The sequence below is a fragment of the Exiguobacterium sp. PFWT01 genome (assembly GCF_018255795.1).
Taxonomy (GTDB): domain Bacteria; phylum Bacillota; class Bacilli; order Exiguobacteriales; family Exiguobacteriaceae; genus Exiguobacterium.
In genome coordinates this window covers 1,002,714-1,021,271 of sequence record NZ_CP073755.1, presented here as the reverse complement: position 1 = coordinate 1,021,271, position 18,558 = coordinate 1,002,714, and the positions used below count along the sequence as shown (strand labels likewise).

Annotated in this window: 16 protein-coding genes and 1 other annotated feature; of the genes, 6 read left to right on the top strand and 10 right to left on the bottom strand. The window is 46.9% G+C overall.

Annotated elements, in window-relative coordinates; genetic code table 11:
* Window positions 1–17 precede the first annotated feature (17 nt).
* Window positions 18–743, bottom strand: coding sequence for an SDR family oxidoreductase (locus tag KD909_RS05285; protein ID WP_012726731.1), 726 nt, complete (start codon window positions 741–743; stop codon window positions 18–20).
* 184 nt (window positions 744–927) lie between these two features.
* Here KD909_RS05285 and KD909_RS05280 point away from each other — a divergent pair, with 184 nt between their 5' ends.
* Window positions 928–1,365 (top strand): universal stress protein, encoded by a 438-nt coding sequence (locus tag KD909_RS05280; RefSeq protein WP_012726732.1) that lies wholly within the window; start codon window positions 928–930, stop codon window positions 1,363–1,365.
* Between the two features lie 53 nt (window positions 1,366–1,418).
* Here the strand turns inward: KD909_RS05280 and KD909_RS05275 are convergent, their stop codons facing one another.
* The 4 genes from KD909_RS05275 to tpx all read right to left on the bottom strand — a co-directional run bounded on the left by KD909_RS05275 (window position 1,419) and on the right by tpx (window position 5,208).
* A complete protein-coding gene (locus KD909_RS05275) occupies window positions 1,419–2,015 on the bottom strand; it encodes a 3D domain-containing protein (protein ID WP_211782601.1) in 597 nt (198 codons plus the stop codon).
* Window positions 2,016–2,398: 383 nt separating this feature from the next.
* The gene (locus KD909_RS05270; protein ID WP_012726734.1) at window positions 2,399–3,610 is read right to left on the bottom strand and encodes an acetate kinase; all 1,212 of its coding nucleotides are present in this window, start codon (window positions 3,608–3,610) and stop codon (window positions 2,399–2,401) included.
* Between the two features lie 119 nt (window positions 3,611–3,729).
* Window positions 3,730–4,623: a class I SAM-dependent methyltransferase gene (locus KD909_RS05265; RefSeq protein ID WP_211782600.1), complete on the bottom strand. Its 894-nt coding sequence runs from the start codon at window positions 4,621–4,623 to the stop codon at window positions 3,730–3,732.
* Between the two features lie 96 nt (window positions 4,624–4,719).
* Window positions 4,720–5,208: a thiol peroxidase gene (tpx, locus tag KD909_RS05260; RefSeq protein ID WP_211782599.1), complete on the bottom strand. Its 489-nt coding sequence runs from the start codon at window positions 5,206–5,208 to the stop codon at window positions 4,720–4,722.
* Between the two features lie 149 nt (window positions 5,209–5,357).
* Here tpx and KD909_RS05255 point away from each other — a divergent pair, with 149 nt between their 5' ends.
* The gene (locus KD909_RS05255; protein ID WP_031423127.1) at window positions 5,358–6,176 is read left to right on the top strand and encodes an NAD kinase; all 819 of its coding nucleotides are present in this window, start codon (window positions 5,358–5,360) and stop codon (window positions 6,174–6,176) included.
* Between the two features lie 49 nt (window positions 6,177–6,225).
* Here KD909_RS05255 and KD909_RS05250 read toward each other — a convergent pair whose 3' ends face one another.
* The gene (locus KD909_RS05250) at window positions 6,226–7,797 is read right to left on the bottom strand and encodes an amidohydrolase (protein WP_211782598.1); all 1,572 of its coding nucleotides are present in this window, start codon (window positions 7,795–7,797) and stop codon (window positions 6,226–6,228) included.
* A 74-nt stretch (window positions 7,798–7,871) separates the two neighbouring features.
* Window positions 7,872–9,602, bottom strand: coding sequence for a septation ring formation regulator EzrA (ezrA, locus tag KD909_RS05245; protein WP_211782597.1), 1,731 nt, complete (start codon window positions 9,600–9,602; stop codon window positions 7,872–7,874).
* Window positions 9,603–9,839: 237 nt separating this feature from the next.
* On the opposite strand from ezrA, the gene KD909_RS05240 reads away from it, so the two are divergent.
* Window positions 9,840–10,322 carry a GAF domain-containing protein gene (locus KD909_RS05240; RefSeq protein WP_012726740.1) on the top strand — a complete coding sequence of 161 codons (483 nt, stop codon included), beginning with the start codon at window positions 9,840–9,842 and terminating at the stop codon, window positions 10,320–10,322.
* 223 nt (window positions 10,323–10,545) lie between these two features.
* Window positions 10,546–11,145 (top strand): 30S ribosomal protein S4, encoded by a 600-nt coding sequence (gene rpsD / locus KD909_RS05235; RefSeq protein ID WP_031423120.1) that lies wholly within the window; start codon window positions 10,546–10,548, stop codon window positions 11,143–11,145.
* Window positions 11,146–11,180: 35 nt separating this feature from the next.
* Here the strand turns inward: rpsD and KD909_RS05230 are convergent, their stop codons facing one another.
* Window positions 11,181–11,807: a GTP pyrophosphokinase gene (locus KD909_RS05230; protein WP_211782596.1), complete on the bottom strand. Its 627-nt coding sequence runs from the start codon at window positions 11,805–11,807 to the stop codon at window positions 11,181–11,183.
* A gap of 96 nt (window positions 11,808–11,903) precedes the next feature.
* Window positions 11,904–13,151: a tyrosine--tRNA ligase gene (gene tyrS, locus KD909_RS05225; protein WP_211782595.1), complete on the bottom strand. Its 1,248-nt coding sequence runs from the start codon at window positions 13,149–13,151 to the stop codon at window positions 11,904–11,906.
* 47 nt (window positions 13,152–13,198) lie between these two features.
* Window positions 13,199–13,396 (bottom strand) — a binding site (T-box leader).
* A 169-nt stretch (window positions 13,397–13,565) separates the two neighbouring features.
* Between tyrS and KD909_RS05220 the strand changes: the two genes are divergently transcribed.
* On the top strand, window positions 13,566–16,022 hold the full coding sequence (locus KD909_RS05220; protein WP_211782594.1) for a transglycosylase domain-containing protein: 2,457 nt from the start codon (window positions 13,566–13,568) through the stop codon (window positions 16,020–16,022).
* A gap of 40 nt (window positions 16,023–16,062) precedes the next feature.
* Here KD909_RS05220 and acsA read toward each other — a convergent pair whose 3' ends face one another.
* The gene (gene acsA, locus KD909_RS05215; RefSeq protein ID WP_031423117.1) at window positions 16,063–17,769 is read right to left on the bottom strand and encodes an acetate--CoA ligase; all 1,707 of its coding nucleotides are present in this window, start codon (window positions 17,767–17,769) and stop codon (window positions 16,063–16,065) included.
* Between the two features lie 155 nt (window positions 17,770–17,924).
* On the opposite strand from acsA, the gene KD909_RS05210 reads away from it, so the two are divergent.
* Window positions 17,925–18,554, top strand: a complete 630-nt coding sequence (locus KD909_RS05210) for a GNAT family N-acetyltransferase (RefSeq protein WP_211782593.1) — start codon at window positions 17,925–17,927, stop codon at window positions 18,552–18,554.
* Window positions 18,555–18,558: the final 4 nt, after the last annotated feature.

Sequence of the window (18,558 nt, the reverse complement as noted above, 5' to 3'; positions counted from 1 at the left end):
TCTTCATCGCGTTCCCCTCACTTCCGGTATTGATGGACAACGTTGACGCCACCTGTCACATCAATGATGGCTCCTGTGATCATGTCCGAGTCTTCTTGTAATAAGAACGAAATCAAACGCGCGATATCTTCTCCCGTCCCGTGTCGCCCGACCGGAGTTCCTTCATCTACTTCCGCTTCCTCAATGCGCATCTCCTTTTGCGAGCCGACGATATTGCCCGGGTTGACCATGTTAGCCGTAATCCCGAACGGTGCCTCTTCTAATGCGACCGATTTTGTCAAACTGACGAGTCCCGTCTTTGCAGCGGCAAACGCAGAACGATGAATCCAGCCAGGCGCCGTCCCACTTTCCGGAAATCCATACGAGATGATGCGTCCAAATCGATTCGAGCGCATGGAAGGAAGCGCTCGACGCATTAACCAAAATGAGGCGGACAGGTTGCCCGTGAGTACTTCGTCCCACTCGTCGTCCGTCAATTCGACGAGCGGTTTCCGCTCAAAGATATATGGACCTGCATTTAAGATCAAGGCGTCCGGTTCACCAAACCGTTCGACCGCTTGCTCATAGGCCGAGAGCAGTTGTTCGCGGTCCGTCAATCCGGCCTCAATCATATGTATCCGCTCATGTTCCCAGTCGATTGGATTCCGTTGCAAAATGCTAACGTGCCAACCATCTTGTAACAGACGCTCCGTCACGACGCGTCCGATCCCTTTGGCACCAGATGTAATCATTACATGTTTCATCGTCCTACCTCCTCCGCCCTTATTTTACCCGTTCTTTCACACGAATTCCAAACTTGGACATGTAGTGAACATCGCCATGAAAAAATTCACTCATTTTCATGGCGAAAAAGCGTGAAAACCGAAAGAAGTGGTATACTATATATGTAAGCCGAACGTATATTTCGAGCGAAAGGTTGGGATTTACATGGCAATTGTATACAAACACATTTTATCTGCCGTTGACGGCTCTAAAGAGGCGGAACGTGCATTCGAAACAGCAATCGATGTCGCGATTCGTAACGAAGGGAAACTGTACGTCGGTCATGTGATTGATACGCGGACGTTTGCGACTGTAGAAGCGTACGATCGGACAATCACAGAGCGCGCCGAGACATATGCGAAAGAATTGCTTGAAGACTATGTCAATCGCGCGAAAGAGCGTGGCGTAAAAGAAGTCGAGACGGTGATCGAATACGGCTCACCAAAAGTGACGATTGCGAAAAAGATTGCGCCTAATCATGATATTGATCTTATTATTTGTGGCGCGACAGGTTTAAACGCTGTAGAACGTTTCTTTATCGGAAGCGTCTCTGAAAGCATCGTCCGTTATGCGAAATGTGACGTCCTCATTGTTCGTCAATAATCATCCATCCATCAAAAAGGGTCTTGCGCAATCGCAAGACCCTTTCCTATGCATTACAACACCTTGACCGTAACCGTTTTGCGACCGAATTGAATCGCCGCACTATGTGAATACATTAAGATGTCGATTTTATTCCCTTTGATGGCGCCGCCTGTATCAGCTGCCGTGTAGGTACCTAACAACTTGCTCCCTACGTATACTTGTACTTTTGTCCCGAGCGGAATGACGCGCGGGTCTACCGCGATGACATTGCGTTTTTGAGTACGAACGTTCCAACCAAGTGCTGTCTTACCTGAACATCCCTTGCAATACGGTGTATATGCCGATGCTTTCATCGTATATGTTTTGCCAATAGACTGCTTCTTAATCCCGGTAGTCGTCACATAGCTTGTCGCAACCCATGCTTTTTTCTTCTTATAGTAAACTTGTGTCCAAGTTCCTTTTGTCCCCAAGCGTTGAAGCTTTTGACCTTTGTCTAATTTACCTATAATTTTTGTACCCATTCGAGCATCTGAACGAATGTTTAAATCGTTAACTTTACTAACAACGTAAACTTTTTTTGAGGGTGCAGCTTGTGCTTGCGATTGTGGCAAGAAAAATGTTGAAACAAACATCGTAATTAGCACCATCAATCCTAACTTTTTAAGCATGCAACATTTCCTCCTTTAATTAAGTTCACGTAATCTATGATTTTGTATTGAAACATCTAATGTTTCGTCCAGATAACTATATGACGAAATATCGGTCAGTGCCGTTACACTTCCTGTTCATTTGAGTGACACAAACATTACAAATCGATGTCAAAAGTAACGGTTTATCGTGTTAGATTAGACTTTTGAATCGAACAAGAGATATTTTTATAAATTTACATCCAATATATGGGTTATTCATGACATAAACATTGCAAAACGACGTAAACCAAGCTCCTAATATTACAAAGGAGAAAAAATTGTCCTACTGTTCCTTCTTCACATTAGTCAATTAGGCTCATAAAAAACCCACGTTACATGAAGTAACGTGGGTTCGTTTCGTATTATGCGTGTGCTTCGACAAGGTTTGCGATGCGTACCGTGTCGCGCGCGATGACCAACTCTTCGTTCGTCGGGATGATGATGACTTTAACTGGTGAGTGTGGGTAGTTGATGAACAACTCTTTCCCACGAGCACCGTTGTTAAGGGAAGGATCCCAGTAGACACCCATGAATTCAAGACCACGAAGGATGCGTTCACGGATGACGTCCGAGTTCTCTCCGACACCTGCAGTGAAGATGATGGCGTCGACACCATTCATTTCAGCCGCATATTGACCGATGTAACCGTGAATACGGTTCGAGAAGATTTTCAATGAAACTTCTGCACGATGGTTGCCTTCTGCAGCCGCTTGCTCGATGTCACGCAAGTCACTTGAGATACCAGAAAGTCCATACACACCAGACTCTTTGTTCATGACGTTCAAGACGTCTTCAGCAGACTTCCCTGTTTTTTGCATCAAGAACGGGATGAGGGCCGGGTCCAAAGAACCTGAGCGCGTTCCCATTGTGATTCCTTCAAGTGGTGTGAAGCCCATCGTTGTATCGATTGAGCGACCACCTGCTACTGCAGCGATCGATGCACCACTACCGAGGTGACATGAAATCAAACGCAAGTCTTCTAACGGACGACCGAGAAGTTCTGCCGCGCGCTGTGTGACATACTTGTGGCTCGTTCCGTGGAAGCCGTATTTACGCACACCGTGTTCTGTATAGTATTCGTAAGGAAGACTGTACAAGAAATTCTCTTCAGGCATTGACTGGTGGAACGCTGTATCGAATACCGCTACTTGTGGGACATTCGGTAAAATTGCCTGGAATGCGCGAATACCTGTCAAGTTTGGTGGGATATGAAGTGGTCCGAGCTCTGTGAACGACTCGATGTTCTTCATGACTTCATCGTCAATGACTACCGAATCCGCATACAACTCTTTTCCGTGTAACACACGATGACCTACGCCAGAAATCTCATCGAATGATTGGATGATGTCCAACTCGATCAACTTCTCCAACGTCAATTCAACTGCTTCTTTGTGCGTGTGAAGTGGTGTGACCACGTTGAACTTCTGTCCTTCACCGTACTTGATTGTAAAAATCGCATCTTCTTTCCCTACACGCTCTACGAGTCCGACTGCGAGCAACTCTTCCGTTGGCATCTCGAGTAACTGGAACTTGAGCGATGAACTACCCGCATTGACTGCCATAATTTTCGTCATGTCATACACCTCTTACCTTTCGTTTTAAACGCATATCTTTATCTGTTCAATTTAAAACTGATAACTGTATCATAATGAAGATACTTGATTTTGCATACCTTTTTCAAGTATTTTGTCCATTATTTTTGAGTTGTTTTGAACCACTCGTCAATCTGTTTCACGACATTGGCTACTGCTCTGACATCAGTGAATGACGGAAGTTCCACGAATAGCGCTTGTTTCGGTCGTGTGACGCCTTCTCCTACTTTTTGAAGAAGCAATAAGCTTTTCGCGTAACGCTCGTCTTTGAACATCGTCGTCGGAAGTTGAATGACCCCTTTCACAACAGCCTCACGGTCCATCCATTGTTTTAATTTCCCTTCGTCATCCTGTTCAAACAAATTGTTCGGGATGACAAATAATCCATGCCCACCTGGTTTCGTATGGCGAATCGCCTGTTCCATCAAGAGGAAATGCGAATAGGCATGTCCTTCTTCTCGTTTCATGTCGTATCCGGCTGCCACTTCATCATTTGGATAATAGCCGATCGGCAAGTCAGCAACGGAAAGGTCGCTCGGTTCAACAAACAGAGGAGCAAGGGCGTCTTGATGGAAGTAGGATACCGGTTCTCCTAACAAGTTACTAATGGAATAGGAAAGACGAAGCAACAGTTCATCTACCTCGACCGCTTGCGCCGTCGCATCTTTTAACTGAGAGAGAATGGCATGCGTCAACGTACCTGTCCCACTACCCAAGTCTAGAATCGTCGCGTTTTCCTTAAGCAGCTTCGTAGCTAGATAACCCATAAATAGGCTGACCGCATCCGGTGTCGGTTGATTGTTCGGAGGAAGTTGTGTCGTTTCTTCCAAGACGAGTAAACTCACGGCTTTACGGACATCGTCCATCTTCTCTTTTTCAATGTCAACATGGTCAAATACTTGGACGAGTGCCTCGATCGGTAATACATCCAGGTCGTTGACTAGTTTCTTCGCTTCCTTTTTCCAATCACGATAGAGTTGTTCAAAACGTTCCATTTTCGTTCATCCTTTCCATACAAAACCGGCCCCCATGAGAGGACCGGTCGGTTCACGTACTAGTGTAAGCTATTTTAATCAATTTCGCCAAACGAATCAATTCGCTTGTTCAAACGCCTCAAGCGCCGCCGCGAAATCAACTTCATCTGTCATTTCATCCATATATTGTACATACTGGACGACACCATTTGAATCGACGACAAATACTGAACGCGCGAGGAGGCGCATTTCTTCAATTAAAACACCATATGCTTTTGCGAACGAGAGGTCGCGGTGGTCTGAGAGTGTGACCACGTTGTCCAACCCAGACGCAGAACACCAACGACGCTGTGCGAATGGCAAGTCGTTCGATACAGTCAAGACTGTACCACCGAGTGATGAAGCCTTTTCATTGAACTCACGCGTTTGTGCATCACATACGCCTGTATCAATCGAAGGAATGACACTGATCAATTTTTTCCCCGGATAACTCGATAGCGTCACTTCTTCTAATGCAGTCGTCAAAACACGAAAATCAGGAGCTTGATTTCCTACCTTCACTGGATTTCCTTGTAATGTTACGTTGTTCCCTTTAAATGTTGGCATGTACTCATCCCCTTTGTTGTAGTTACTCGTTCATCATATCGATGAACTTAAGCCTTTGACAAACTTCCTGCTTTTGGCTCTGTTTCAGTTTTCCCTATATCGGTAGGAAGAAACACGTTATAATAAAGGGGACACCATTGACAAAGGGGATGACTCAGATGAGAAACAACGTCTATTTGTACCATCGTAACGTCAACGAATTCACAAAAGAAGTGAAGAAACTGAGAGAGATTGGGGAAAAACACGGGTTCAACATCGTGAATCAACCGGAAGACGCGAACATCATCGCTGCAGTAGGCGGGGACGGGGCATTCTTACAAGCGGTTCGCTACACAGGCTTTCGTCAAGACGCCATCTACGTCGGCTTCGGTCGTGGATTGAACGAGTTCTATTGTGATTTCGACATACATAAACTCGATGAAGTCGATCGCCTCTTCTCGGACAACTCGACGCGAATCGAAGAAGGTCTCGAAGTCCGGAAGTATCCACTTCTTTCAGCATCGATCAACGAATCGACACCGCTCCTCTGTTTAAATGAGGCTTCGATTAAATCAAGTATTATCAAATCACTCGCGATCGAGGTCTATATCGACGACCTACATTTCGAAACATTCCGTGGGGACGGAATGGTTGTATCGACACCAACGGGATCGACCGCCTACAACAAATCGCTCAGCGGCGCGGTCGTCGATCCGCTCATCCCATGTATGCAAGTGAGTGAGATCGCTTCGGTCAACAACAACCGTTACCGTACACTTGGCTCATCCTTCATCGTCCACGAATCGCGCAAGTTGTCACTCCGCATCGTCGAAGACGGCAACGACTATCCGATTATCGGGATGGATAACGAGGCGCTCAGCTTGAAGTACACAGACCGAATCGATATCGAACTCTCAGACCAGGTCATCAAGACCGTCAAACTTCGGACCAACTCGTTCTGGCATAAAGTGCAACGTTCATTCTTCTGATGAAGAAAAGGAGTGGCTTCATCCCTTTTGGGTGAAACCACTCCTCTTTTTACATCGTGGCTTTTTCTGCCTCGTACACGGGCTTCCCTTCGACGACAGCCATGACAAGACGGTTGTGTAGGATGTCTTCCCCACTCAATTTAAAGAAATCTTCGTCCCATACCGTGAAGTTGGCATTGTAACTTTGAACCAATAGCCCGTTTCTTCCGTGCGTCCCTGTAGCAACATGAGGCGAATACGTGAAGCTGCGAAGCGCTTCATACATCGATAGACGCTCACTCGGGTTTAGCGTGCTCGACCCGTGAAACGATTGTCGCATCACCGCTCCAAACAATCCTTTTCGAACGTCAACAGATGAGATTGGCGCGTCACTCCCACCTAACACCAACGCCCCCGTATCGAGTAAAGACTTGAATCGATAGACGTCATGCACACGTTCATTGCCTAACCGCTCAAACAGCATGTCCATGTCATCCGATAAAAATACCGGCTGTGCATCAATCAAAACGGGTAATGATTTGATCCGATTGATCAATGCATCATTCAATAAGGAAGCATGGATAATCCGATCTCGTGTCCCTTTTTTGGCAGGGTACTTCTCAAGCAAACCGACAAATTGCTCGACCGCCGCGTCTCCAATCACATGCGCCGCCACATTCATCCCGTATGTTCGCGCTTTTTTCACGAGCGCTTCAAGATGATCTGGTCGATGTACCTCAATCCCTCGCTGGCTCCGATCATCCGCATAAGGTGCAGATAACAGAGCCGTGCGACCACCGAACGAACCGTCGACAAAGAGTTTCACCGCACCGAAGTCAAACCGCTTCCGTCGCGTCATCGCATCTTGCTGAATGACTCGGTCCACCACCTGTTCGTGAACGAGGAGGTGTGCTTGAAACGGAAGCTCGTCCAGTACATCTTCATACGCTTGAATCGTCTCGAGCGGATCTCCATGATAGAACAAGTCTTCCGTATGGGCGCCAACGATTCCATGTGCGAATAATGAATCGATTGCCCGGCGAAGAGAAGCGGCATTTTTCTTACGATTCCCACTCAATTCTTTATATAAGAGATCTAGTGCAGCATCATATAGGACGCCATTCAATTTACCTTCTTCATCTCGTCCAAGTTTTCCACCTTCGATCACCGTATGGTGGATCAGTCCAAGTCGTTCAAGTCCTTTCGAGTTCACGACGGCTACGTGACGACAGACACGCTTCAACACGACAGGACGGTCGTCAATCACTGCATCAATCATCTCGCGTGTCGGCATGTCACCAAGCAGACGGTCATCAAATCCTTCTGCGACGATCCAATCGTCATCCGACCCTCGTTGCTTCATCGTTTCAAGTAATTCTCGAAGATCCGTCGCTTCACTCGCATCGACACGGTCGAGCGCTTCGCCGTATCCGACAAGGTGAATGTGTGAATCGGTAAAGGCCGGATACACACTCTTTCCTTCCAAATTCACAATCTCTTCGATGCGACCGGCATATGTACGTCGGAGATGTCCCTCGTCCCCCATCTTCAAGACGCGTCCATGCTCAATAAACATGGCACGTTCCATCTCACCCGGTTTATTCAATGTATAGATATTCCCGTTGACCCATAGTGTACCCATCTGACGATTCCTCCTTGATTGAAAAAAGATTGACGTCTACGTTTTTCCCGTTTCCGTCAATCTTCATGCATCGTTTATTTTTTTAGCAATTCCTGCTGTTCCAACCCTTTATCCACTCGTTGACGAATTTCATTGGCTCCGTTCTCATCGAATCGACCGAGCACCCTCTCACCGATTTCGACCGCAGTGCCATACTCTCCATGCAAGAACTTGTTTTCTGCAAGCGTCAAGGCGATATGGACCTCGTTGTCACGGCGTCGGAAGCGGTTAGCATATTGTAGCAACTGTTCCGCATACGTCACTTGACGAATCAGTGCATGGACACGGTCACGGAAGTTGTCCATCATCTCTTCGACATCATGGCTAAGCCCGACGATATACGTCATGTTGAACGGTGCTTTGTCAAACTGTTCATCTAACGATTGGACACCTTTTTGGAGCTGACGTAAGTCGTTCGACAAATCATTCGGAACAACCGGCATCGCACTTTTCGCTAACAAGCGACGATGCCCAGACAGTTCTTTCTTCCACGTTTCTAACTTGTGACGGACCTCAAGCTCTTCTTTACGTAATGAATTCGTATCTTCAATGAAACGCTCATGCATGGCGCTGAATTGGTCAAGTGACCGTTTCGCTTCCTGCACTTTTGATTTGATCATACTAAACGGCAACATTTGCGCGACGAGAGCTTGTTCGATATCAAGTACATTCGCCGTGAGCGTCGCCCGTTCACGTTCTAATTGTTCGAACTCTTCTCCGACGCGTGCATTGATCTCATAATTGCTTACAAGTCGAGACATTTCCGTCTGTAAGTGATTCATGATTTCGCTAGATTGCAATTCGCGCTCTTGTATCGTCGCAAATTCTTTTTTCACGTATTGGCGGGCATCGACCTCTGTTCGGAATGCTTCGAATAATTGATCGATATCCGAGCTCAACTGTTGCATGTCCTCTTCAAAATGATCAAATTCCAAGCGTTCGATTCGAGCCATCAACTCTTCTCGACGATCTTCCGCTTGATCGATTTCTTCCATTAATCCAAGTGGTTCAAGCGCATACCCGTCCATTTGCATTTCTTTATGTCCAGCCCGGAGTTGTTGAAGTTGTTGTTTCAGTTCCACTTGAACCGTACGTACGAATTGCGGAATGATCCGAATCAGTTCACGGATGTGTCCTACTTGATTCGATAAGGCTTGTCCGGTTTCAAATGCTTCAGAAACTTGACCGACCTGCTTTAAGTTGATCATCTCATTGCGTTTCGCCTCGGCAGCGGCAATCTCTTGTTCCACCAATGCATAGGTTGGTCCGAACGCATGGTTTTGTGAATTCAATGTCTTGCGGAACTGATACAACTCTTTCTCATCCTGCTTCACAATGTCCATAAGCGAGGTGTGATGCGTCGTAAATTCATCCATCTCATCGAGCATGGCGTGTACCATCGTCTCGAGCTCTTCAATGAGTTGTTCAGTCGCATTCAAGTCAGCTTTGACTTTCATGAAACGATATTTATCCAAGTCTTCCTCAGCCCGGTATAACGCTTCATCGATTTGACCTGCATGTACACTGACTAACTCATCCCAAGATTGATGCCAACGATCAAACTTTTCTTTTGTTTCCCCTTCCATCGGCCACTGTTTGAATTTCTGGAGTTCGACGGGTATGCTCGCACTGAGCACACTTTGTTTCCTCATATCCAAGTCGTCAATTTTTTGGTAAAAATTCCTTCGAATGAGCATACTCCCCAACATGCCGCCTAATACGACGACGATGATTCCAATGATTAATCCATAAATTCCGTAATCCATCTTTGTCACAACCTCCAAGCCGCTTTCGTGGACTTATGTACCTTTATATAAAAAAAGAAGTATTTTATAAGAATAGATATACCTAATCATATTATAGAACCAACGATTTGCATAGGTTTTCCAATGGTTTCAGTGGAGATTGTTCATTTTTTCGGAACTTTCTAACAAGACAAATCTGAAATTTGCGTGTACCATAATGCTAAATTCTAAAAACATGAAAGATGGAGGGGGATTCATATGTTCCAAACGACATCGTACTCAGGTGATTTGACAGCCGGTTACGAACTATTAAACAAGCAACTCGCCGCATTATTAGAGGGCGAAACGAATACAGTGGCCAACCTTGCCAACGCTAGCGCTTTACTCAACCAATTTTTAGATCGGATCAACTGGGTCGGATTCTACGTGACTGATTCTGAAGACAGTCTAATCCTAGGACCATTCCAGGGACTCCCTGCTTGCGTGCACATCGCGTTCGGTAAAGGGGTTTGCGGAACTGCGGCAGCTACACAAGAAACACAGCTCGTGGCCGACGTTCATCAATTCCCTGGTCATATCGCATGTGATGCGGCTTCGAATTCTGAAATCGTCGTCCCTCTCGTACGTGACGGGAAAACAATCGGCGTGCTCGATATCGATAGCCCGGAGTTCGACCGTTTCTCAGAAATCGACCGTCAAGGACTCGAACGTTTTTGCGAAACACTTCTTCGCTATATTTGATTGACAAGAGATGGTATTCATCGTATACTCATCTTTGTGCATGAAATGACGATAGCAGTCACAGACAAACGTATCCACCTTTCGGGCCTCGACTTTTGTCGGAGGGGCATCTCGTAGCTTCGCTATCAAGTGAAGGTGCTTGCACCTAGAAAGGGGCGTTACTCGTCTTTGACACCGTTGTTCTTTTGTGCAAAATACATGAACAACAAGGAGGAGTCCAATCATGGCTCGTTACACAGGTCCAGCTTGGAAACTCTCGCGTCGCTTAGGCATCTCGCTTAGCGAAACGGGTAAAGAATTAGCAAAACGTCCTTACGCACCAGGTCAACACGGAAATGGTCGTAAGAAAATCTCAGAATACGGTCTTCAGCTTCAAGCGAAGCAAGCACTTCGTCACATGTACGGAGTGAACGAGAAGCAATTCCGCCGCATCTTCAACGATGCTGGTAAAATGCCAGGCATCCACGGTGAGAACTTCATGTTCTTGCTCGAATCACGCCTTGACAACCTCGTTTACCGTTTTGGCCTCGCTCGCACACGTCGTGGAGCACGCCAACTCGTCAACCACGGTCACATCACTGTTGATGGATCACGCGTTGACATCGCGTCTTACCGCGTAAAACCAGGTCAAGTTATCGCTGTTCGTGAAAAGTCGAAAAACGTAAAAGCAATCGCTGAAGCACTTGAAGTAGCACCAGCTACAAAAGACTTCGTATCGTTTGACGCTGAGAAACTCGAAGGTACATTCGTACGTCTCCCAGAACGCGCTGAACTTAACGACCAAATCAAAGAGCAACTCATCGTCGAGTACTACTCACGTTAATGCTTTTTATCCCCTTCTTCATGAAGGGGATTTTTTTATTTCTTCAAAATCTCTTGTCGGATACGCCCCATCTGCGTATCGAGGGCATCCGCCATGAGTGCCGCTTCAATCAGTTCTTCTTTCGATGACTTTGGTACGTCATGCTGATATTTATATTGAAGCTTATGTTCCGTCGCCGCCCAAAAGTCCATGGCGAGCGTCCGAATCTGAATCTCGGCCGGCACCCAAATGATTCGTTCAGCCAAATAGACTTTCGTTTTCACGATGAGATGTAAGCTCCGATACCCGCTCGGTTTTGGATGTTTGATGTAATCTTTGATTTCGATGATGTCCAAATCATCCCGCGCCTCCAAATGACGCAAAATCTCATATATGTCATCACGGAAGCTTGTGACAATCCGAATGCCCGCCACATCGTGCACATGCTCCCAAAGCGCAGAAACTTCTAGAGGTAAGTCTTTCCGTTTCATCTTGCGCACGATAGACGGCAATGTCTTCATTCTCGTCTTCACATGTTCGATCGGTGAATACCCGAGTCTCGTCTGCCAATCCAAGTCAATGATCCCGAGATCGCTCTCGAGTTCCGTGATCGCCATTTCATAATAACGAAAGTGTTCGCGCCATTGATGGAACTGGTCGCCGAAAAATTCTTCTATCTCCATCGTCATCCCTCCTATCTCCCCATTTTAGCAAATCCGAACCGCACGTCATGTATAAAAAAAGTCCATTCCTCAACAGATAAGGAACGGACAGGATGTTTATACGTGACGAATCACAAAGTACTTTTTCTTACCGCGGCGAATGATGGTGAATTCACCGAGCGTGTCTTCGCGAGTGACGACTTTATCAAGTGCTTGTTCGCGTTCGCCGTTCAAGTAAATCGCGCCGTTCGTCACGTCTTCACGTGCCTGACGTTTCGATGGTGAGATGTTCGCCTCGACGAGGAGATCTACGATGTTGCGCTCACCGTCAAGCTCGAACTGCGGCATTCCTTTGAACGCATCTTCCATGTCTTCCGGTTGAAGCGACGTCAAATCTCCGCTAAAGAATGCTTTCGTGATACGTTCCGCTTGTTCAAGTCCTGCTTCACCATGAACGAGCTTCGTCATCTCTTCGGCGAGTCGGCGCTGCGCCACACGTTTCTCAGGTGCTTCCGTCACTTCAGTCGCAAGTGCTTCAATCTCTTCGTGCGACATGAACGTGAAGTATTTGATGAACTTGATGACATCTGCATCGTCGACGTTGATCCAGAACTGGTAGAACTCATATGGCGACGTCTTATCCGCATCTAACCAAACCGCACCGCCCGCTGTCTTCCCGAACTTTTGTCCGTCCGACTTTGTGACGAGCGGAACCGTAAGTCCGAACGCTTTTTCAGAGTGACCGAAGCGACGAATCAATTCAAGACCTGCCGTGATGTTCCCCCATTGGTCACTTCCACCGACTTGAAGACGACATTTCTCTGTCTCATATAGTTTCAAGAAATCGTAAGATTGAAGCAACATGTATGAGAATTCTGTGTACGAGATCCCGTTCTCCATGCGTGAATCGACAGAATCTTTCGCAAGCATGTAACTGATTGGGAAGTGCTTCCCAATGTCGCGCAGGAAGTCGATGATTGACATCTCTTCCGTCCATTCGTAGTTGTTGCGAATCGTGATTGGGTTCTCCCCTTCAAGTGGAAGGAATCGGCTCAACTGATCTTTGATTCGATTGGAGAAGAGCTTGACCGTATCCAACGTGTTCAATGAACGTTCATCCGAACGACCAGACGGGTCTCCGATCATCCCTGTCGCCCCACCGACGAGCGCGATGACCTGATGCCCTGCTTGTTGAAAACGTTTTAGCGTCAAAATCGGGAGCAAGTGCCCGATATGAAGCGAGTCCGCTGTCGGATCAAATCCCGTGTATAACGTCGTCGGTTGTTTCAGTTGTTCTTTCAATCCTTCTTCATCTGTCATTTGGTTGACAAGCCCTCGAAACTCTAAGTCTTTTAATAGTTCCATCTGTTCCACTCCTTCAATTGACATAAAAAAACGTCCCTTCTCATATGAGAAGGGACGGAGATTCCGCGGTACCACCCTACTTGTCGCAATTTGCGACCGCTTGAGCGAGAGATAACGGTCTCGAACCGGCCCAAAGGCACGCTCTAAAAGTGTAATTCATCGATTGACATTGGCTAGTTCACAGCATCCACTAGCTTTCTGGACAAGAGGCCCGTCGACTACTTCGCTTTCTTCACAGCGTCATCTTATTGTTGACTATGCTATTCATTTTATAAGCATCGTTTTCAACTTGTCAACTCTTACAATGAAACTTGCATGAGACTTCGGTTTCAAGGTAAGGTGTAGGTTGAATTGTGCTATAATCGAATATATTACTGTCTAAAATAGATTTACACCATATTTAAGGAGGCTGTCATGCTGCAGAAGATTCGAGACTTATGGAATAATCCGACGTCATTGAAAGTACGTCGTTATGCCAATGTTATGTATGATGTGTCGTGGAACGTCCTACTCCTGACCATCATTTCTGTTGTACTCATCGGGTTTTTAGGTGCTGGAATTGGTGTCGGATATTTCGCTTCACTTGTCAAAGATATGCCAACCCCGGCTTATAAAACGATGACTGCGCAAATCAATACGTATACATCGACTTCCAATATTTACTTCGGAAGCGGGGAACGCATCGGGAACTATACGACCGATGAGGTACGAATCCCGATTCCGGTAGAGAAAGTTTCTCCGTATGTCGTCGATGCACTCCTCGCGACGGAAGATGTCGAATTCTATGAGCACGATGGCGTCGTTCCGAAAGCGACGTTACGCGCTATTTTACAAGAAGCAACAGGTTCTGAAGATCGCACGGGTGGTTCAACATTGACGCAACAATTGATTAAAAACCAAATGTTGACGAACGAAGTATCATTCGAACGGAAAGCAAAAGAAATTTTACTTGCCCTTCGTCTAGAGAAGGCGATGGACAAAGATGAAATTTTAAACGCTTATCTGAACGTCGTCTCGTTCGGACGTAACTCGATGGGACGTAACATTTCAGGGATTGAGGCCGCCGCTCGCGGTGTGTTCAATACTTCGGCAGAAAAATTGACACTTCCACAAGCCGCTTTCCTTGCTGGTATCCCAAAAAACCCGTTCTTCTACACACCTTATTATCAAGGTGGCGTCATCAAAGAGGATGTATCGGGTGCGGTCAACCGTATGAAGACGGTATTGAACCGCATGTACGTTGCAGGGAAAATCACGAAAGAAGAATATGATGCCGCCTATAACTACGACATCACGCAAGACTTCATGCAGACTCAGACGAAGCCTCGCGATAAATATCCGTACGTGGTAGATGAAGCAGAACTTCAAGCACGCCAAATCGTGACGGATTATCTATTGGAGCAAGATGGGATTGAAATCAATGAATTGAGCTCTGAGGAACAGGACTCTGTCCGTTCGACTTATGCGAAGCGTGCACATAACATGTTGCGTCAAGGTGGGTTCAACATCCGTTTGACATTGGATAAAGAAATTCACGAAGCGATGCAACAACCGGCTAAAAACGCTGGGAACTTCGGACCGAATCAAACGATTGAAGATGAGAACCGGACACTTCCTGAACAAACGTCTTCTGTCATGATTGAGAATAAGACCGGGAAAGTACTCGGATTCGTCGGGGGCCGCTATATCAACGGTAAGACCGACGATTTGAACCGCGCATTCTGGGCAGAACGTCAAATCGGTTCGACTGCAAAACCGATTCTTGTCTATTCAAATGCGATTGAAGCTGGCATGATTACGCCTGCCACTCAAATCATCGACGAAGAGTATTTCTATAAATTCACGGGTCCGGGACAACCGAAGAAACAGGTTCAAAACGAAGGGAAAACGTATCGTGGCGCTGTCACAGTGCGCGACGCGCTCAAGCTTTCCTTGAACGTTCCGGCCGTTAAGATTTATGAAGAACGCAACCAAAAACCTGCCGATACGCAGAAATTAGTCGATATGGGAATCCCCGTATCTGAAGGAAACCGTTACGCCTCAGCGATGGCACTTGGTACCGGGGAAGTCAAACCAATCGACTTGGCTGCCTCTTATGCGATGTTAGCGAACTATGGTGAACACGTGGAACCGTACTTCATCCAAGAAATCGAATATCAAGGTGAAGTCATTTACGAGGCGAAACCGAAGAAAACGCGTATTTTCACAGAACGTACCTCTTATCTCGTAGTGGATATGCTCCGTGACGTCTACACGTCAGGTACTGCGACATATGCACAGTCATTGCTCAACGTCCCTGGCGACTGGATGGGTAAAACTGGTACAACGAACGATCAACGCGATTCGTACTTGGTCGGGTCGAACCCGAACGTCACACTCGCTGTCTGGTCCGGTTATGATTCACAACGACTTTCCATGCTAGATAGCTGGGATTATGGTCGTTACTATCAACGAACTCAGCGCATCTGGTCGCAAACGATGAACCGTGTCTATGCGGATGACCCAGAAGCTCTAGGTGTCAGCGCCCGCTTCTCACAACCTTCAAGCGTCACTTCGAAAGACTTCCAAGACTCAGGTTCATTCTCTGAGAAGAAGAAAGTAGAAGAGAAAGAAAAAGAAGAGGAAGAGAAGAAGAAAGAAGAAGAGGCCAAGAAAGAGGCCGAAGAAGCAAAGAAAGAAGCTGAAGAGAAGAAACAAGAAGCTGCTGCCGATGATGCAGCTAAGAAGAAAGCCGAAGAAGAAGCAAAACAAAAAGCAGATGCCGAGGCAAAGAAAAAAGCTGAGGAAGAAGCGAAGAAGAAAGCTGAAGAAGAGGCTAAACAAGAAGCCGAACAACAGGCTGAAGAAGATGCTGATGCTGACGGTGAATAAACAAAGGGTCGACACACGATGTGTCGACCCTTTGTTTGTCTTAATCTTCCATCGTCGAGAGGTCACCTGTTTCGAGATTCAATTCCCAAGCCTTCAAGACACGACGCATGATCTTCCCGCTTCGCGTTTTCGGCAACTTGTCCTTGAATTCGATTTCACGTGGTGCCGCATGCGCAGCCAATCCTTCTTTGACGAATTGCTGGATTTCTTGTTTTAACTCATCAGATGGTTCATAGCCTTTACGTAGCGCAATGAACGCTTTGATGATTTCTCCTCGAACCGGGTCCGGTTTGCCGATGACACCTGCTTCAGCGACCGCCGGGTGCTCTACGAGGCGACTTTCGACTTCAAACGGTCCGACACGTTCTCCTGCCGTCATGATGACGTCGTCGACACGTCCTTGGAACCAGAAGTATCCGTCTTCATCCATGTAAGCCGAGTCGCCCGATACATACCAATCTCCCCAGAAGTAACTCTCATACTTCGCATCGTTCTTCCAGATTTTCCGCATCATCGACGGCCATGGCGTCTTGAGTGCCAAGTTCCCCATCCGGTGCGGCGGTAGCGGCTGCCCCCGGTCGTCCAAGATGGCTGCCTCGCAACCTGGGATCGGTTTCCCCATCGATCCAGGTTTGATGTCCATCGTCGGATAGTTACAAATCATCATGGCGCCTGTCTCTGTCATCCACCACGTGTCGTGGATTCGGAGGTCAAACGCCTCGTGCCCCCAGCGAATGACTTCAGGGTTCAACGGTTCACCGACGGATAAAATATGACGAAGCGAAGACAAATCATATTTCTCAAACGCTTCGTCCCCTGCGCCCATGAGCATGCGGAACGCCGTCGGAGCACTGTACCAGACCGTCACGCCAAACCGTTCAATGACCGAATACCAGAATTCGGGATTGAAGCGTCCCCCCACGATGACGTTCGTCGCACCGTTTAAGAAGGGTGCAAAAATACCATAGCTCGTCCCCGTCACCCATCCCGGGTCAGCGGTGCACCAGTAAATATCATCCGGTTGAAGGTCGAGTACCCACTTGCCGGTCATCATATGTTGAATCATCGCATTATGGACGTGGAGAACCCCTTTCGGTTTTCCTGTTGAGCCCGATGTATAGTGCAAAATCAGACCGTCTTCACGGTCGACCCACGTCAATTCGAGATCTGTCGTCGCATCGTTCGCCAGTTTACGATAATCGAGCACCTTGTCCGATTCCTCGACTTCGTCCCCAACGAGTAGAATTGTCTCCAAATGAGGCAACTGATCGACCGGGATGCGTGGCAACAACTCTTTCGTCGTCACGATCACTTTCGCTTCCGAGTCGAGCAAACGGTCGTGGACCGCCTGTTCCATGAACGCCTCAAAGAGTGGACCGACAATCGCCCCTCGTTTGATGGCACCGAGCAAAATAAAATAAAGTTCTGGCTGACGTGGCATAAAGATAAAGACGCGGTCGCCTTTTTCCACACCAATCGACTTCAGAACATTACCAGAACGATTACTTTCTTTCTTCATATCCGCATACGTGTACCGCTCTTCTCGATCCCCATCGAAATAAAGCAGTGCCACTTTTGTCGCCAATTCACTTTCCGCATGGCGGTCGATGGCTTCATATGCCAAATTGACTTTCCCCGTCAAATTCCAAGAAAACAATGCTTCTGCTTGTGTCCACTCAAACGACTGACAAGCCTCTTCATACGACGCTAATTGATGCTCCCCTGTTAACGCTTTCAATTTTTCCATCGTCAAAGATTCGCCTCCCCTGTAAAGATTGGTATAACCACTTTCAGTATAGTGTTAAAATTATGACAAATCAATGAATTTCCAATTTCATCAAAAGCGGATGATTCCTCCACAATGAAAGCGCTATAATAAGAGATGGAAAAGGTGGTGACCCTATGGAAAAACAATATCATTCAAAAGTGTGGCAGACCTCACAGGGGGAAGTCACGATTGATGGGCCGGTGGCACCTGACGTGTTACGGACGTATCGTCTGGATGAAGGATTGACGGCATTTCGTGAACCGGAAGATCAGCACGAAGCACTCGTCGATATTGCTGGGTTGAAAGAAGGAAGAATCATCGTCGCCAGGCAAGACGACCTCGTGATTGGATACGTGACATTCCTCTATCCTGACCCGTATGAACGTTGGAGTGAAGGGAATGACCCATACATCCTTGAACTTGGGGCAATCGAGGTAAGTCCACGCTTCCGTGGTCAGCGAATCGGGAAACAATTACTCGAAATATCGATGATGGACCCTCACATGGATGATTTTTTAATTTTAACGACGGAGTACTATTGGCACTGGGATTTGAAAGGCAGTGGACTCTCCATTTGGGATTATCGAAAAGTCATGGAAAAGATGATGAATCATGGCGGACTCGTTTTCTTCCCGACGGACGATCCTGAGATCGCCTCACATCCCGCAAACTGTTTGATGGCTCGTATCGGAAAAAACGTGCGTCAAGAGACGATTGATCATTTTGACTCGCTTCGGCTTCGCCGACGATTCATGTACGACTAAGGAG

Bases quoted from the DNA above. Each gene is read 5' to 3' on its own strand.
- rpsD (WP_031423120.1), top strand. From the start codon at position 10,546: ATGGCTCGTTACACAGGTCCAGCTTGGAAACTCTCGCGTCGCTTAGGC.
- tyrS (WP_211782595.1), bottom strand. From the start codon at position 13,151: ATGGAACTATTAAAAGACTTAGAGTTTCGAGGGCTTGTCAACCAAATG.
- KD909_RS05285 (WP_012726731.1), bottom strand. From the start codon at position 743: ATGAAACATGTAATGATTACATCTGGTGCCAAAGGGATCGGACGCGTC.
- KD909_RS05265 (WP_211782600.1), bottom strand. From the start codon at position 4,623: ATGGAACGTTTTGAACAACTCTATCGTGATTGGAAAAAGGAAGCGAAG.
- KD909_RS05280 (WP_012726732.1), top strand. From the start codon at position 928: ATGGCAATTGTATACAAACACATTTTATCTGCCGTTGACGGCTCTAAA.
- acsA (WP_031423117.1), bottom strand. From the start codon at position 17,769: ATGGAAAAATTGAAAGCGTTAACAGGGGAGCATCAATTAGCGTCGTAT.
- KD909_RS05210 (WP_211782593.1), top strand. From the start codon at position 17,925: ATGGAAAAACAATATCATTCAAAAGTGTGGCAGACCTCACAGGGGGAA.
- KD909_RS05270 (WP_012726734.1), bottom strand. From the start codon at position 3,610: ATGACGAAAATTATGGCAGTCAATGCGGGTAGTTCATCGCTCAAGTTC.
- KD909_RS05230 (WP_211782596.1), bottom strand. From the start codon at position 11,807: ATGGAGATAGAAGAATTTTTCGGCGACCAGTTCCATCAATGGCGCGAA.
- ezrA (WP_211782597.1), bottom strand. From the start codon at position 9,602: ATGGATTACGGAATTTATGGATTAATCATTGGAATCATCGTCGTCGTA.
- KD909_RS05250 (WP_211782598.1), bottom strand. From the start codon at position 7,797: ATGGGTACACTATGGGTCAACGGGAATATCTATACATTGAATAAACCG.
- KD909_RS05275 (WP_211782601.1), bottom strand. From the start codon at position 2,015: ATGCTTAAAAAGTTAGGATTGATGGTGCTAATTACGATGTTTGTTTCA.
- tpx (WP_211782599.1), bottom strand. From the start codon at position 5,208: ATGCCAACATTTAAAGGGAACAACGTAACATTACAAGGAAATCCAGTG.
- KD909_RS05220 (WP_211782594.1), top strand. From the start codon at position 13,566: ATGCTGCAGAAGATTCGAGACTTATGGAATAATCCGACGTCATTGAAA.
- KD909_RS05240 (WP_012726740.1), top strand. From the start codon at position 9,840: ATGTTCCAAACGACATCGTACTCAGGTGATTTGACAGCCGGTTACGAA.
- KD909_RS05255 (WP_031423127.1), top strand. From the start codon at position 5,358: ATGACTCAGATGAGAAACAACGTCTATTTGTACCATCGTAACGTCAAC.